The following is a 14,675-nucleotide window of genomic DNA, read 5'->3' as shown; positions in this document are numbered from 1 at the left end:
CGGCTCCCGCCCGGCGCGGGGTGTCCCCGGACTCGTCGTCGCGCCGAGGCCGCAACCCGCCTCCCCGCAGGGCCGGATGCGGCCTCGGGCCCGGTGGCCACGTCGGCGATGCATGCGTCACCGGCACGCCGAGCCCGCCGAGCCCCCGGCCTCACAGCGGGTGGCGGCGCCCCGGGGCTGCTGTCGCGGCCCGGGGCGTGGGCGGGGCACCCGTACGGTCAGTCGCGCAGAGCGGCCAGCTCCACCGCGCGGCGGCGGATCGTCCGGGTCACCGAAACGGCCGCCGTCGCCACGGCGGTGGCCACCGACACCACGGCCGTCAGGCCGATCGACTGCCACGGCGCGCTCGGGGAGATCCGGCCGACCAGGGCGGCCAGCGAGGCGTACTGGGCGAGCAGGGCGGCCGCACCGGCCGCCAGTGCCAGCAGCGTGCCGAGCAGCCCGGCGATCAGGGACTCGGCCGTCACCATACGGAGGGCCTGGCCACGGGTGGCCCCGGCCAGGCTGAACGCCGCCAGCTCGCGGCGCCGTCCGGCGGCGGCCATGGCCAGGGTGTTGGCCACCGCGATCAGCGCGTAGCCGACCGCGATGCCCAGCACCATCCGCGTACCGGTCCGGTTCCGCTGCCGCTGATCGGCGCGGGTCTCGGCGAACCAGTCGGCGGCGGTCATCACCGTGACGGCCTGCCCGCGCAGGGCGGTGGCCACCTGCGCGGCCCCGGCCGCCGGGTCGGTGCCCGCGTCCAGCCGCAGCAGCATCCGTTCGGGGAGGGCGCCCGCGGCATGCCGGGTGGAGAGGTAGCCGCCGTGGTCGCTCAGCCCCGCCTCGACCACGGCGGCGACGGTGAGCGTGGCCCGGGAGTTGTCCGGCAGCCACACCGTGACCTCGCTGCCCGGGGCGTAGCCGTGGTCGTCGGCGGTCGGCGCGTCGACCACCAGGAAGTCGTGGCCCAGGTCGCGCAGCGAGCCCTCGACGACCCTGGGGGCCAGGGTGCCGCCCATCGCCGCCGGGTCGACGGCCGTGCCCATCACGCCGTCCGCCACCTGCCCGTCGGGGCCGGGCAGATAGACCCGGGCCGGGGCGACCGGGACGGCCGCCCGTACGCCCGGCAGAGCGCCGACCCGGGACACCGTGTCGCGGTCCAACCGGCCGCCGTCCTCGGGCAGTACGACGACATCCGCGCGCACCCGCGCCCGCGCCTGGTCGGCGCTGGTCCGGTCGCCGCTGTCCGTCACCAGGCCCATCGTGGTGACCAGGCCGACCGCCACCACCACGGGGGCGACGGTGGCGGCCGTACGGCGCCGCGCGGTCAGCAGGTTCTGGCGGACGATCACCGCCCCGGCCCCGAACCGCTCCAGCGGGCTGGTGAGCACCCGGGTGACCGGCGGCAGCACCAGCGGGGCGAAGAGGGCGAACGCGCCGACGAACAGCAGCGGTACGGCGGCGAACTTGCGCGGGTTGACCGCGACGTCCGGCGATTCCACGGCGAAGTAAGCGGCGGTGCCCAGCGCGCCGAGCAGCATGCCGGTGCCCAGCACCCAGCGCACGGGGCTCATCCGCCGGGTGTCGGCCGCAGCGTCCCGCAACGCCTCGATGGGGGCCACCCGCCCGGCCTGCACGGCGACGGTGGCGGCTCCGCCGATGGCCGCGAGGACGCCCACGAGGAACGCCAGGATCAGCGGCCAGGGGGTGACACCGATGTCGAACCACGCCGGGGCGATGTCGTGGTCCAGCATCCAGTCGTGCAGCGGGCCGACCGCCGCCACGCCCAGCGCGCAGCCCGCCACCGCCGCGACCAGACCGATCAACACGGCCTCGGTGAGGACCGTCCGGCGGACCTGCGCCGGGGTGGAGCCGATCAGCCGCAGCAACGCCAGTTCGCGGCGCCGCTGATCGGCCATGAAGGCGAAGGTGGCGGCGACGATGAACGCCGCCACCCCCACCGCCACGCCCAGCGTCGTGCTGGTCATGGCGCGGGCGTCACGCAACTGGTCGCTGCCGCCCGAGGGGTCGGGGTCGGCCTTCTTGCGGTCGTCCCCGGTCAGCACGAGCACCCCGGCGCCCGCGGCCCGCTGTACGGACTGCCGTACGGACTCCGTACCGGCCCGCGACACCAGCGCGTTGACCGGCGGGGAGAGCCGGGCGGACTCGCGGTCGGTGAAGAACACCGGGTGCTCGAACCACACCCCCGAGGTGGCGCCCACCACCGTGTAGGCGGTGCGCCCGCGTGGGGTGCCGATGGTGATCCGGTGGCCGACGAGCGCGGAGCCGCCGCCGACCACGACCTCGCGGTCGGCCGCCGGTGCGCGCCCGGACGTCAGCCGGTACGGGCCGAAGGCGGCGGACGACCAGCCGTGGCCGACCGATTCCCCCGTCCCGCCGGGCACCCCACCGGGCACCCCCACCGGGAACGTACGGTCGGCAACGGCCTCGCCCAGCGCCGAGATCCGGTCGGCCTGCGCGGCGGACAGGGCGGCCGGGGGCTTGGCGGCCCACCGCAGGTACGGCACCGGGTCCTTCGGTACGACCACGGTCGGTGCCGTATCCGCCGCGAACCGCTGCGGCCCCGGGAACGGCGTGGCGAGGGTGGCGGCCAGGGTCAGCGCGGTCACCGCGACCATCGCGGTGCCCAGCGCCAGGGCCAGGAAGGCACCCGCGAACCCCACCCATCGGGTGCGAAGGGTGGCCCACGCGAGGCTCAGCACGAGGGCACCCCGTGCTGAGCCGAGGTCTCCAGCGTCGCCATGTGAGTGGCCACGTCCTCGGCGGTCGGCCGGGCCAGTTCGTCGACCAGCTGCCCGTCGGCGAGGAAGACCACCTTGTCCGCGTACGAGGCGGCGACCGGGTCGTGGGTGACCATGACGATCGTCTGGCCGTGCTCGTCCACCAGACCGCGCAGCAGGCTCAACACCTCGCGGGAGGTACGGGAGTCCAGCGCACCGGTCGGCTCGTCGGCGAACAGCACCTGCGGGCGGGTGACCAGCGCCCGGGCTATCGCCACCCGCTGCTGCTGGCCACCGGACAGCTGACTGGGCAGATGCCCGGCCCGCTCCGCGAGCCCGACGTCGGCGAGGACGCGGGCCACCTGGTCCGGGGCGGGGCGGCGGCGGGCCAGCCGCAGCGGCAGTTCGACGTTCTGCCGGGCGGTGAGCGAGGGCATGAGGTTGAACGCCTGGAAGACGAAGCCGATCCGCTCCCGCCGCAGCTTGGTGAGCGCGGTCTCGGAGAGCGCCGCCGGGTCCGCTCCGGCCAGGTCGACCCGGCCCGCGTCGACCCGGTCCAGACCCGCCGCGCACTGCAGCAGCGTCGACTTCCCGGAGCCGGACGGGCCCATGATGGCGGTGAAGGTCCCGGCCGTGAAGGTCAGCGTGACGCCGTCCAGCGCGGCCACCTCGCCCTCGCCACTGCCGTACACCCGCCGCACCCCACTGAGCGCCACGATCGCCTTGCCGTCCCCGGCGGGTGCCGGACACGGCTCCGGCTCGGCATCCCGTCCGGCTATCCGTCTGCCTAACAACTTCTCACCTCTCGCCGATCAGCCACATGTAGGCCCAGTTGTACCGGGCCCGCCCGCATCCCTCCCATTTCTGACGGTGCGGGCGGGAGATGGTGCGCTGTACATTTCGACAACGCTTGTTACGCGAATGGGGAGGCCCTGATGTTCTCGCTGCCGCTGCGCGACGGTGCTCGTCTCGGTCCGCTGGAGGTCTGGCACGCCGAGGAGTTCGCCGACCACCTGGACCGGGCCCGCGAACACATCCGCCCCTGGGTCGGCCCCACGTTCGTCACGGACGACGTGGACGGGGCCCGCGCCACACTCAAGCGGTACGCCGAAGGCCAGGCCGCCGACGGCGCCCGCCTCTACGGCATCTGGCGGGGCGGCGTACTGGTCGGCGGCGTGTTGTTCACCGATGTCCACGCCGCCTCCGGCTCATGTGAGATCGGCTGCTGGCTGGAGCCCTCCGCCGAGGGCCACGGCCTGATCACCCCGGCCTGCGCCGCGCTGCTGGACTGGGCGTTCACGACCCGGGGCCTCCACCGCGCCGAGTGGCACTGCCGAGCCGACAACCACCGCAGCGCGGCGGTGGCGCAGCGGCTCGGCATGACCCTGGAGGGCGTACGACGCGAGGCCTGGCCCTACGAGGGCGCGCGCTACGACAAACAACTCTGGGCGATCCTCGCCCCCGAATGGCAAGCCCGCCCCCGATGACCACCACCGCGTCGCTCACCGCTCGGCTTCCTGGTCGATGAGTCGCCCTGAGGCGAAGAGGGCGAACTCGGGCCGCCACTCGGCGCGGTAACCAGGATCACCAGCGAAGCGCAGCGCCAGCGCGCGGACGTGCAGGCAGGGCCACGCAGGAACGTCGATGTGCCCATGGCCGAGGAACAGCGTGCCAGGAGGAATGCGCGAGCACGCGGTACACCCGGTGAACCACACACCCCGCGTCTCCGCGCGACCACCGCCCCCTTCGAAGTAGGGCGCTGACATCCGCCGCGGTTCATGGGCGACCAGGCGCACGAGTCCGTCCTCGTCTATCCGGGTCAGCAGGAAGGCGAGCAGTTCCTCGACGAAGCGGTCGTAACGGGCCACTCCATGAGCCTGCCACGCACGTGCATACGCTGAACCTGGCGCGGCTCGCCAACGCGCATGCCGCCCACCGGTCCCCGGACGCCGCCTGTTCCACCGCCATGGAAGCGCTGAACATCAGCCGTGAGACGGAGTCGCGCCGTACCACCGAGGAGCTTCGCCGGGTGGTGACCAGCCTGGCGCCCTGGCGGCGTACGCCGATGGTGCGGGACCTGACGGAGGTCATCGCCGCAGCGTGACGGCTGCCCGGAACCAAGATCTGCTGGAGGAGCCCATGCACATCAGCGAGTTGGTCGGCGCCGACGAGTGGCACGCCGTCGAGGGACGGCCGTACGTCGTCGCCGTCCGGTCGGCGAAGGACGACCCGAAGCTGAAGGTGGCTGTGCCGGTCGACGAGCAGCCGTGGCGCGTCATCGTCGACAGCAACGCGCGGGCTGGTCGACCGCATGATCGCCTACATCGCCCCCGCGCTCCTCGGCCGTGGCAAGAGCGCGCTGCAGGGCGGCACCGTCGAGACGATGGACGACATCCTGCGATGCGAGCTGCTGGACGTCTCCCGCTCCGGCCCGGACGTCCGACTCGTCGCCCGCCCGAAGCGCCCGCAGGCCAGCGGATGAGGGCCGGGTGTGCAACGCCCCGCTGGACCCCCTCAGAACTCCCTGAGATTTATGCAGAAGCGCCTGCGGACACAGCCGAGCGCCGCCTGTGTGGCTCCTTACGCTTTCTGCCCGGCCCTGCCCCTGACCCGTGCGTGTCCTTTCTCCACGCAGCGCACGGGGACGACGGCACCGTCGCCACGCAACGACACCAGGCCGTCGCCATGGAGATGGCCCGCGAACCAGACCTGCGTCCTCCCAGCCGGTGGTCGGCGCAGAACGAGCTGCGTGCGCAGGGCCTCGTTACCGGTGACCAGCACGACAGCACGCCCACGGTGCCGTATCTCGACATTCAGCGTGCGCCAGGGCTGACCGTCGCCCCGCACGTCCCTCCGCAGCTTGAAGCGGGTCCGCAAACGCTGGAAGGCCGGGACCACGGTGGCGAGTAGCAGCATGCCGAGGCCCTTGCCTGCGAGGATGCCGGAGGGCCCGAGCGAGAGCAGCCCGAGGAAGGGCACCGGCGCGACGATCAGAACGGCCGTACCTCGCAGCAACAGCAGCCGCATCGAGCGGCGCGTGGCCGGAAAGGACAAGGCCGGGCCCGGCGGTGGTGCGGGAGCCCGCACCATGGGGGTGCGGTCCGACGCCTCGGCCGGGCGGGCGAGTTCCGAAAGGGGCACACCTGCCTTGAGGGCCCGTGTCAGCGCTTCGTCAGAGGCCAGGCCAGTCTGGTTGATGGTGGTGCCCCGCCCTACCGCGCGCCCAACCTCCAGCATGCGCTGCGGCCCGCGCTTGCCCGGCACCGCGAGGATGGCCCGGAAACGCGGATCCCCGGCGAACCACAGCGTCCGGATCTCCGTCTTGGCTTCGCGCCCGGCCTGCGGGGACATCCGCTCAAGCCACCAGCGGCTGTGCCGACTGTGGTCCAGGTCGACCGATACCCAAGTTTCCGGTTTATCCGGATCCGGAACCTTGAGCCAGGGCACTCCGCGATGGGCGGAATGGAGCTGACCGTTCGAGTGCGGAAGGCCCTTCTCATGGACCTGCCACGGATAGGTGCGCAGAATGCGGCGCAGCTCGAACATGCGCCTGGCTCGGGGGACTTGAAGGAGGCAGACTGCGCAGATTCCGGCGATGAGGTGCGTAAACGCCAGAATCCAGATCAACCACAATGGAGTGGGCAAGATGACGAAGAAGACGACGACGCTTGCCGCAAGTCCGAGAGGCACGCCAAGGAGATGGAGCGCGAGGCGGACCTGGCAGGCACGACGGGTGGCTGGGTGCTGCCAGGCGGTGTCACCGGTGGCGGGAGAGGGCACAACGTGGCCGCGTCCCTCGACGAGGATCATGAAGACTTCCAGGTCTCCGCTTCCTCATCCGGGCCGATGCGGATGGTGCGGGCAAATTCATCGATGTCAGCGAATGCGCGGATGATGCGGCCCGGTTCCGGGTGGGACAACATAATGAGGACATCCGCGGCTTCCGGGCCCTTTTCGTAGCGCCAGGCGTAGCGGAGGCCGGCATGCACCTCATTACTGTCCTCGTCCTGGAAGTAGCGCAGCACACGCAGGCCGGTGCCAAGGTGCGGAGAGTCGAAGTTCTCGACGATCGGGCGCTCGATGGCATAGTCCGCATCAGCGTGCGTCAGTTCGCGCAGCGCAGTGTCCCGGTCTTCTTCTTCGTCAATCTCGACCAGGTCCACAGACACGGTTATCGGAACGTCTCTCGGGTGCGGCAAGTGCAGGAAGACATCGGCTCCCGGCCAGATGTTGGGCGCTCTCACGGCGTGCATCACCAGGATGTCGATCAGCAGGTCGACCTCGCCCGGTTGCGGCTCCTCAGTCGCGAAATCGTCCCACCACGCCTCGGCGAAGACACGCGCCCACCCCTCGGGCGTCTGAGCAGCTGCCACGTCCTCAAGACCCGGCTCGGGCCACATGAGCGGCACGCGGATCCAAGGGTCGAGATACATCGCGTGCTTGACGTTGAGCCAGCTCATTCATACCTCCACTTGAATGTACCCACGACTGCGTCGAACAGCTCGACCAACACATCGGTGAGTTCGCTGTCGAGGTTCCCATCCCCTGGTGTGGAAAAACTGATCGAAAGCCAATTTCCCGAGTTACCAGCCATCGGCATGACATATTCGACCCGGCGGGAATCAACATCGAGTTCCCGGCCGGGCTCTGCCGCTACTCGACTCTCCCGGCGGACGGCTGTGCCGCCTGCGAGTTCCCTGGTGGACATGCCGGGGCCCGCGGTATTGGCTGCGAGCCGCTCCAGGACCTGCTTGGCCTTGGCCTGTTCGGCGCCTCCGATGGGCAGCTCAGCCACGATGAACGAGGCAGCGAAGAGGGTACCGCCACGCGGGCGCACCGGCAGATAGAGATCCAGGCCGCCGTTACGCCGTGCAGCGCGAGCCCTCTTCTCGAGCTGTCGGCGCAGCTCGAGCCGGAAGCTCATGGCATCGTCGCGCGCCACCCCGTCCGGGACCTTGTCCAGATGCGTGAAAAAGATCCGCTCAAGAGCCTCTTTTGTCCCCTCGCGCAGGGGAATCCGGGCCCAACCCGGCGGGATGATGAGCGTGTATCCGGTTGGTGTCGTTTCGGCCGTTCCGCTAGAACTCACAGCGCCTCCTCGACAGGCCTCTTGATCAGCCCGCCCAACAGGATCGCCAGGCAAAGTACTGCCGGAACCACTGCCACCCACGAGTAGATGATCAGCACGAAGTTCATGGCGGAAATCATCCCCGCAGCCACCTTGAACAATGTCGGCAGGTGGCCTACATGCTCCGGATTCTGGATAGTGCGTCGAAACTTCACGAAGACCACAGTCAATACAACGGGCGCGGTCATCATGGGCCAGGCCCATGCTTCGATCGGCACCCAGTCCCGCCCCGCAAACTTTCCGACCAACCCTACGAGAAGGAACCAGAGCATGGGTACGAGTACGGTCACTCGAACCGCGAGCAGGCCCTTGGATTCACCGTTACCGGATGACATTGCGTTACCTCCTGGATTTCCTTTTGCCGCAGTGGCTCACCATCCGCTCCCCACTTCAATAGTTGGGACGTCTTTGAGCTTCTCGTAGCCGTCATATCCGAAGAGCGATGAGGTATTATCAATCCCCTTGTCGACAGCGTCGACGCCGGTACCTACGCCCCAATACATCTGGAACTTCGCATGCGCCGACAGTGCCTCCTTCGCACCTGCCTCAACCGCCTTCGCGCTGTCCCTAACCTCCTTCGCCGCGTGATCTACGTTGTTCCCACCGAAATCTTTCTGCATGCGCTTGACGTCCTCGGCAATTTCCCGGCCTTCCTTGTCCCCGAGTCCCCGGCCCGCCTGCGCCGTGGGAGCATTTGCCTCCGCTTGCTTCGCTGCACGCATCTCACCGGCGGCCTGTTCACGCAGTCGCTGTTTGGCCCTCAGCGCCATCTGCCCACGCTGTGAATCGGCTCCGTGGCGGGTGATGTTCTTGTCGAGGAGCTTGCGCATGTTCTTGTAGCGATCGAACTGCTGGCGAGCCTTTTGAGTACTCGCGGCAGCCTTGGAAGCGGTCTTGGTCAAAGCCTGGCCGGCTTTGAGGCCCTTCATAGCCGCCGAACCGAGTCCCATCGTCGCCAATGCGAGCGCGTCGAAGGCAACGTCTGTCCACGAACCCTCGCCGGTGATTGCCAGCACAAGGTGACCAGCGAAACTCACGAATGTCAGAGCGGTGGCGAGCGCCGCAACCCAACCCACCGGGGTGCAGAAGATAGCGATCACAGCTAGCGCAAGTCCGAGATAGCCGATCACTTCGAGCGCTGTATCGAGCCCTTGCGCAAAGTTCTCCCAGGTACTGTCCTTGATGACGTCCGAGATGTCGTCACCGATGTTGTTGGCAAAGTGCTGGGCACGGGTGTCGCGTTCGGAGATGACCTCGTTCAGCTGCTTGCGGTACGACGCCAAGTGGCTGTCGGAGTCGGAGTCCTCCGGCGCCTTCTTGTCGTCGTCCTTCTTCGCCTCGGCCTCCTTCTTCTTCACCTCAGCAGCGTGGTGCTCATCGGCGCGCTTCGCGGCCTTGAGGATCCCGTCCGCCCGCTCCTGGAAACCCTCCAGTTCGTTGGCCCACTTGCCGAGGTCACCGACCACCCGTTCGTAACGGCCCGCCGTCTCGCGGAAGTGCTTCTCCAGCTCGCCGGACTTCTCGCGGATCTTGTCGGCGTAGTTGCCCTTCAGCGCCTCGCCGTCCTCGGCCTTGCGCAGGATGCGGGCCTGGTCGCGGAGGGTCTTGGCGAGGTCCTTCATCTTGGTGACCTCAGCTCGGATGTCTTCCGGGTCGCCGGGGACCGGGTCCTTCTCCGCCAGCGGCTGCCAGTCGACCGGCCTGCGCCTGCCCTTACCGTTTCCCATCGCTTACTTTCCCCCGTTTTTCCCGCTTTTCTCGCTTGAGTTCATCAAGTCGAGGTCCTGCTTCTTGAAGTTCTTGAGCGCGCCCTCTACGTGCTCCCCCAATTCCTGGACGCTCTCCACCAGTTTTTCTCGATAGTTGTCCCAGTTGGTGACGAACTCATCCATCTTGCCGGCGACGCTCTCGTGGCCCCAGATGTCCTGTATGCCTTCGCTGTGATCATCGATGTCATCCATGACCTTCTTGATCTCCCGAAGATTGCTCTTCGAGGATTCAAGCAGCGCGTAGTCGACAACCAGCCGCTCGTGGCGACCCATGTTTCCCCTCCCCGTGTCCTTACCTGTTCAACAGCTCACGTTGCGGCTCAGCCTCAGCCCATCGGTACCGTCACCGTGAACGCCTCGCCGTTCCCCAGGTGCAGCAGGCCCTTGCCCGGGGTCACCGGGCCGCCCACGTTGCTCCGGGGCAGGCGTACGCCGATCAGTTCGCCGCTCGACGTGTCCTGCGGGGAAAGCAGCAGGCCGCGCTTGGACTTCTTCAGGTCGACCTGCCAGCCGCTGAAGCCCGAGCAGACGTCGTCCTCGTCGCCGGCGATGACGATGCCGATGCCGCGGTCGGCGCCGGTCGCAATCAGCCTCTTGAACTCGTCCTCCGCATCGCAGTCCTCAAGGAGTTCGCCGTCGTCGATCAGGACCACGATCGGATGCTCCAAAGACGCCGTGGCCACGGCCTCCTTCAGCTCGTCCTCCTCGATGTCGCTGCCCGTGAAGACCGCCAACACCCCCTTGTAGCCCTCCAGTTGGCGCAACGGAGAGGTCCGTGGGGCGGCGATGACCAGGCGGGCGCTGCGGCGGCCCACAAACGCGGCCGCCAGGTTCATCAGCACGGTCGAGCGACCCGACTTCGCCGGGCCCGCGATCACGAAGCCCGGCAGTCCCTGTGCCAGGTCCACGCCGAAGGCCGTCAGGTCGTCACCGCCGACGCCCACCAGGCCCCACAGCCGCGAGGCGGACACCGCCGGGTCGGCGTACTGCCACGCCTGGTTCAAGGTGATGCGGCTGGGCAGCGAGTCCACCCGGAACGGCCGCAGGGCCCGCGGCACTGCCGCGTCCCGGTGGGCCGTCCCCTCTCCGATGGCCACGATCGCCGCGTTCTGGCCCTGTCCGGTGGCGTCCTCGCTCAGCAGCGCGAACTGGATCTCCGTACCCGTCTCGTTGCGGAACGCGCGACCCGGCGCGATCTCGTCCGGCACCTTGCGGCTGTTGAGGCCCAGCATCGAGAAGTCGGTACGGTCCGAAAGGCGCAGGGCGAGCTTGTCCTCCGTCAGCGAGGAGATCCGGCCGGTGAGGAGCTGCCGGTCGCCCGTGATCACCAAGTGGATGCCGACGCTCGCGCCCTCGCGCATCAGGGTCAGCAACTCGTCGGTCAGCTCGCCGTGTGCCAGCTCGCCCAGGGACGAGACCCAGCCCTCCCAGCGGTCGAGCAGCAGCACGATGTGCGGCAGCCGCTGGTCCTGCGGCGCCCCGGCGCGCTGCTCGCCGATGTCCGCGAAGCCGTACTGCGCGAGCAGCTCCTGCCGCCTGCTCGTCTCCGCCGAAAGGCGGCGGACCAGGCGAGTGGCCCGCTCGCTCTGGTTGCGGCCCACCACCGCGCCGCAGTGCGGCAGCTTGGCCAGCGCGTTCAGTGCGCCGTTGCCGCAGTCGATGCCGTACAGGTGGACGTCGGCGCAGGAGAGAGTGCGGGCCAGGGAGCCCGCGATCGTTCGCAGCACCTGGGAGCGGCCGCTGCGCGGTGCGCCCGCGACGAGCAGGTGGCCGAAGGTGGCGAAGTCGATCGCGGCCGCGCGGCGGGACTGGCTCGCCGGAAGGTCCTCGATGCCGTACGGCGCCGGGGGCAGTGCGCCCAGACCCCGCACCGGCGGCAGGTCCTCCGGCAGCACGGTCTCCGCGAGGGCCGCCAGCCACGGGCTGTGCTGCTGCGGGATCTGCAGGTGGGCGTTGGCCTCCCGGATGGCGTCGACCAGGACCTTCAGATCGGTGATCTCCTCTTCCTCGCTCTTGGCGGCCGCGGGCTTCACCAGCGCCTGGCGGCCCAGGTCGGCCCAGTCCAGCTCCCCGGTCCACGGGGCGAGGGTCATCGGGTCCACGGTGCCGGGGCGGCGGCCGCCGACGCGGCCGGACTGGAAGGGAATGAGGGAGGCCGCGCCGGTGCGCACGTAGGCGCGGCCCGGGTTGTTCTTGGAGATGTTGCCGGCCTCGGGCGAGTCGATGACGTCCGTCGACTCGCCGCCGTCGGTGACCCGCAGCGCGATCCGGAGGTTGGTGTTGGCCCGGATCTCCGGCGAGACCACGCCGGACGGCCGCTGGGTGGCCAGCATCAGGTGGATGCCGAGGGAGCGGCCCCGCTGGGCGATGTTGACCAGGCCGGTGACGAAGTCCGGCATGTCGCGGACCATGGACGCGAACTCGTCGATGACGAGGAGCAGTCGGGGCAGCGGAGCCATACCCGGATTACGGCGCACCAAGTCCTGGTAGTCCTCGATGTCCTTCGCGCCGGCCTGGGCCAGGATGTGCTCGCGGCGGTGCAGCTCGGCGCCGAGCGACTCGAGGGCGCGTTCGACGAGGTGGGCGTCGAGGTCGGTGACCATGCCGACGGTGTGCGGCAGGTGGACGCAGTCCTTGAACGCGCTGCCGCCCTTGTAGTCGACGAGCACGAAGGTCATGTTCTCCGGCGTGTTCGCCACCGCGAGCGCGGCGACGATCGTCTGCAGCAGCTCGGATTTGCCGGAACCCGTCGTACCCGCGATGAGGCCGTGCGGCCCGTCCTTGCGGATGTCGATGCCGAAGGGACCATCGTACGACTCGCCGACCATCGCGAGCGTGGACTGCCCGCCGGTCTGCCAGCGGCCGACCACCGCCCCGGCCGTCGGCGGCTCCATCCCGATGACGTCAAGGAGCCGGCTGGCGTCCGGCAGCGCGCTGTCCGTCGCCTCACCGCTGATGTCGCGCAGTGGGGCGAGCGCCCGGGCCACCCGGTCGCACCAGGCCGGCGAGACGAAGTCGGGCCGTACGCCCAGGATCTTGTTTTCGCCCGCCTGCTGCACGCGCAGTCGCAACACGGAGGGGTCGACCTGATCCGCGGCCGTCGGCGCCCCGGGGGTGGGGGTGCCGCTCTGGTTGTCGAGGGAGAGCAGCACGGCGGCGGTGTTGGTCAGCGCCGGAGTGTCGGGCGCGGCCGACTTCCTCCGCTTCCCCTTCCCCTTCGCTTTCCCCTTCCCCTTCCGGCGCGACCTGTCGGCCTCGGCCGCCGCCTTCTTCCGCTCCTCCGCTTCGGCGGCCTGCCGCAGCGCTTCGACAGCGTCGCTCGCGCCGCCGCCGGCCTTCTGCTCGTGCCGGGCGTGCCGGGCGGTGCGCGGCTCCGCGATCACGATGCCCTTGCACTCGCCCGGCAGGAAGCGCTCCTCGGCGTCCAGGCAGATCGCGTACATCGATACGGCCGGGCCTTCCTGCAGCAGCCGTACGACGCCGGGCATCGAGCGCAGCCGACGCGAGCCGTCCCAGACGACGACGATGTCGGGGTCGGAGAAGCCCACCTGGCCGCGGTTCTCCTTGGCGGCTTTCTGCCTGGCCTCAAGGATCTGGGTGAGTTCACCGATTCGGGCACCGACGGTCTCGGCGTCGTTCCCGATGAGGACGTTGGCGTCCTGCGCCGTCGGACGGACATGCGGCAGCCAGCGGACCCAGTCCCAACCGGGCTGCGCGTTCACCTCGGTGAGCACGTAGAACTGCACGTCCAGCGGGCTGTGCAGGGCGGCCGTCTGCGTCACCGCCCACCGCGCCAGGCTGCGGGCGGTGTCGTCGGGACCCGCGAAGCCGATCACACCGAGCTGGCCCAGGTGCAGGGCGACGGGGGTGTCGGCGATGTCCCAGGTGACCTGGCGGCGGTGGTCGTCCTGCTCGGGGTCGTCGAGGACGACGGCGGAGGGCAGCCGTCCGGTGCCCACCCGCAGCAGCAGGTGGTCGGCGTCGCTGCGGCGGCGCTCCCACAGACGGGTGCGGGGGCCAGTGGCGTTGGCCCAGATGCTGCCGGGGTCCGGGTGGTCGAGGCGGCGGTCGCCGCGCTCCAGGACCAGCGCCTCCTGCGCGTCCAGCTCGATCCTGGCCTTGTGCTCCTCGTACTCCTTGACCTGCTTGGCGTGGGACTTACGGCCGTGCTTCTTGTCCCAGTAGTAGTTGCCGATCATGATCAGCGGGCTGAAGAGCGCGATCAGCAGGTACGTCGTGCGCCCCATCGCAAACGCCATGGTGACGGCCATGACAAGCGGGGACAGCGCCATCAGCCAGGGCAGCGGCCGGGCCTCGAACTCCTTCGGGGGCGCCGGCAGGCGGAACTTGGTGGTGCGCTCCGGCGGGCGCAGCCGCGGCGGGCGGTTGTAGTCGAGCCCGGAGCCGTCGTCGGACCACTTGAGGGCCGCGTCCGGGGGCGTGTAATGGGCCACGTCGATCAGGGTGTTGCCGATGGCGAGCTGGGAGTCGACGCGCAGTCGCTGCCCTTCGACCGGCTTGCCGTCGACCCGCACCTCGCACGTGGGCCCCTTGCTCTCGGGCGCCGCACCGGGCCCGCCGGGCTCTCCGCCTTGACCGACGTGCACGGCCAGGCGGAGGTCGTCCGGGGCCACCACGTAGAGCGTCAGGACGCGCGGGGGTACCTCCGGGTCATTGACGATCAGCTGGCAGCCCTCGCCGGATCCTATGTCGTACCGGCCGATGCCGAACCGGTACACGGCACCGGCGTCGGGCCCGCCGGCCACCCGGAGTTCGATGACACCGGGCTGCTCGCCGGGCAGCGTGCCGGAGGGGTCGTCCAGGCTCACCACCGCGCCGTCGCGCAGCGGGGAGGTGGCGACGGTGTGGTGGGGGTCCACTGGGTGGTTGTCGACGCAGAGCACGGGACCGGGCTGTCCGGGCGCGACCCCGCCGCGCACCCGGACTGCCAACTCCCAAGCGACGGCGTCGATTCGGGCCTCGGGATCGGCATCGAGGACGAGGTCTTTGCTGGCGTTCGTATAGGGATCGACGACAGTCAGCTTCAAACGCACA

At 69.8% G+C, this 14,675-nt stretch carries 13 protein-coding genes; 3 read left to right on the top strand and 10 right to left on the bottom strand.

Going from position 1 to position 14,675, the window contains the following annotated elements; translation table 11 throughout:
- Nucleotides 1-218 precede the first annotated feature (218 nt).
- Entirely contained in the window at nucleotides 219-2,705 is a 2,487-nt protein-coding gene (locus tag ACWC5C_RS00905) for an FtsX-like permease family protein (protein ID WP_450872454.1), read from the bottom strand.
- Nucleotides 2,699-3,439: an ABC transporter ATP-binding protein gene (locus tag ACWC5C_RS00900; protein WP_450873216.1), complete on the bottom strand. Its 741-nt coding sequence runs from the start codon at nucleotides 3,437-3,439 to the stop codon at nucleotides 2,699-2,701. The genes ACWC5C_RS00905 and ACWC5C_RS00900 overlap by 7 nt, the downstream gene beginning before the upstream one ends.
- Nucleotides 3,440-3,658: 219 nt before the next feature.
- Here ACWC5C_RS00900 and ACWC5C_RS00895 point away from each other — a divergent pair, with 219 nt between their 5' ends.
- Nucleotides 3,659-4,210 carry a GNAT family N-acetyltransferase gene (locus ACWC5C_RS00895; protein ID WP_450872453.1) on the top strand — a complete coding sequence of 184 codons (552 nt, stop codon included), beginning with the start codon at nucleotides 3,659-3,661 and terminating at the stop codon, nucleotides 4,208-4,210.
- Between the two features lie 15 nt (nucleotides 4,211-4,225).
- Here ACWC5C_RS00895 and ACWC5C_RS00890 read toward each other — a convergent pair whose 3' ends face one another.
- Nucleotides 4,226-4,591, bottom strand: a complete 366-nt coding sequence (locus ACWC5C_RS00890) for a hypothetical protein (protein ID WP_450872451.1) — start codon at nucleotides 4,589-4,591, stop codon at nucleotides 4,226-4,228.
- A 20-nt stretch (nucleotides 4,592-4,611) separates the two neighbouring features.
- Here ACWC5C_RS00890 and ACWC5C_RS00885 point away from each other — a divergent pair, with 20 nt between their 5' ends.
- Both ACWC5C_RS00885 and ACWC5C_RS00880 read left to right on the top strand, forming a co-directional pair.
- Nucleotides 4,612-4,827: a hypothetical protein gene (locus ACWC5C_RS00885; protein ID WP_450872450.1), complete on the top strand. Its 216-nt coding sequence runs from the start codon at nucleotides 4,612-4,614 to the stop codon at nucleotides 4,825-4,827.
- A gap of 207 nt (nucleotides 4,828-5,034) precedes the next feature.
- Nucleotides 5,035-5,205, top strand: coding sequence for a riboflavin biosynthesis protein RibD (locus ACWC5C_RS00880; protein ID WP_450872449.1), 171 nt, complete (start codon nucleotides 5,035-5,037; stop codon nucleotides 5,203-5,205).
- A 98-nt stretch (nucleotides 5,206-5,303) separates the two neighbouring features.
- On the opposite strand, the gene ACWC5C_RS00875 is transcribed toward ACWC5C_RS00880, so the two are convergent.
- From ACWC5C_RS00875 to ACWC5C_RS00845, 7 genes are read right to left on the bottom strand one after another with little or no spacing between them, the layout of a single operon-like run.
- Nucleotides 5,304-6,533, bottom strand: coding sequence for a hypothetical protein (locus ACWC5C_RS00875; RefSeq protein WP_450872448.1), 1,230 nt, complete (start codon nucleotides 6,531-6,533; stop codon nucleotides 5,304-5,306).
- A complete protein-coding gene (locus ACWC5C_RS00870) occupies nucleotides 6,530-7,183 on the bottom strand; it encodes a hypothetical protein (RefSeq protein WP_450872446.1) in 654 nt (217 codons plus the stop codon). The genes ACWC5C_RS00875 and ACWC5C_RS00870 overlap by 4 nt, the downstream gene beginning before the upstream one ends.
- Complete coding sequence (locus tag ACWC5C_RS00865) at nucleotides 7,180-7,812, bottom strand: hypothetical protein (RefSeq protein ID WP_450872444.1); 633 nt, start codon at nucleotides 7,810-7,812, stop codon at nucleotides 7,180-7,182. The genes ACWC5C_RS00870 and ACWC5C_RS00865 overlap by 4 nt, the downstream gene beginning before the upstream one ends.
- Nucleotides 7,809-8,186: a hypothetical protein gene (locus tag ACWC5C_RS00860; protein ID WP_450872443.1), complete on the bottom strand. Its 378-nt coding sequence runs from the start codon at nucleotides 8,184-8,186 to the stop codon at nucleotides 7,809-7,811. Before ACWC5C_RS00860 ends, ACWC5C_RS00865 begins: the two co-directional genes overlap by 4 nt.
- Nucleotides 8,187-8,222: 36 nt before the next feature.
- Nucleotides 8,223-9,578, bottom strand: a complete 1,356-nt coding sequence (locus ACWC5C_RS00855) for a putative T7SS-secreted protein (RefSeq protein ID WP_450872442.1) — start codon at nucleotides 9,576-9,578, stop codon at nucleotides 8,223-8,225.
- A 3-nt stretch (nucleotides 9,579-9,581) separates the two neighbouring features.
- Complete coding sequence (locus tag ACWC5C_RS00850) at nucleotides 9,582-9,893, bottom strand: hypothetical protein (RefSeq protein WP_450872440.1); 312 nt, start codon at nucleotides 9,891-9,893, stop codon at nucleotides 9,582-9,584.
- 53 nt (nucleotides 9,894-9,946) lie between these two features.
- Entirely contained in the window at nucleotides 9,947-14,674 is a 4,728-nt protein-coding gene (locus tag ACWC5C_RS00845) for an FtsK/SpoIIIE domain-containing protein (protein ID WP_450872439.1), read from the bottom strand.
- Between the last annotated feature and the right edge of the window lies 1 nt (nucleotide 14,675).

Source organism: Streptomyces sp. NPDC001700 (genome assembly GCF_053596435.1).
This window is presented reverse-complemented; position numbering and strand designations above follow the sequence as displayed.

Coding starts and splice junctions, on each gene's coding strand:
- ACWC5C_RS00895 (WP_450872453.1), top strand. CDS start 3,659: ATGTTCTCGCTGCCGCTGCGCGACGGTGCTCGTCTCGGTCCGCTGGAG.
- ACWC5C_RS00880 (WP_450872449.1), top strand. CDS start 5,035: ATGATCGCCTACATCGCCCCCGCGCTCCTCGGCCGTGGCAAGAGCGCG.
- ACWC5C_RS00875 (WP_450872448.1), bottom strand. CDS start 6,533: ATGATCCTCGTCGAGGGACGCGGCCACGTTGTGCCCTCTCCCGCCACC.
- ACWC5C_RS00870 (WP_450872446.1), bottom strand. CDS start 7,183: ATGAGCTGGCTCAACGTCAAGCACGCGATGTATCTCGACCCTTGGATC.
- ACWC5C_RS00860 (WP_450872443.1), bottom strand. CDS start 8,186: ATGTCATCCGGTAACGGTGAATCCAAGGGCCTGCTCGCGGTTCGAGTG.
- ACWC5C_RS00855 (WP_450872442.1), bottom strand. CDS start 9,578: ATGGGAAACGGTAAGGGCAGGCGCAGGCCGGTCGACTGGCAGCCGCTG.
- ACWC5C_RS00850 (WP_450872440.1), bottom strand. CDS start 9,893: ATGGGTCGCCACGAGCGGCTGGTTGTCGACTACGCGCTGCTTGAATCC.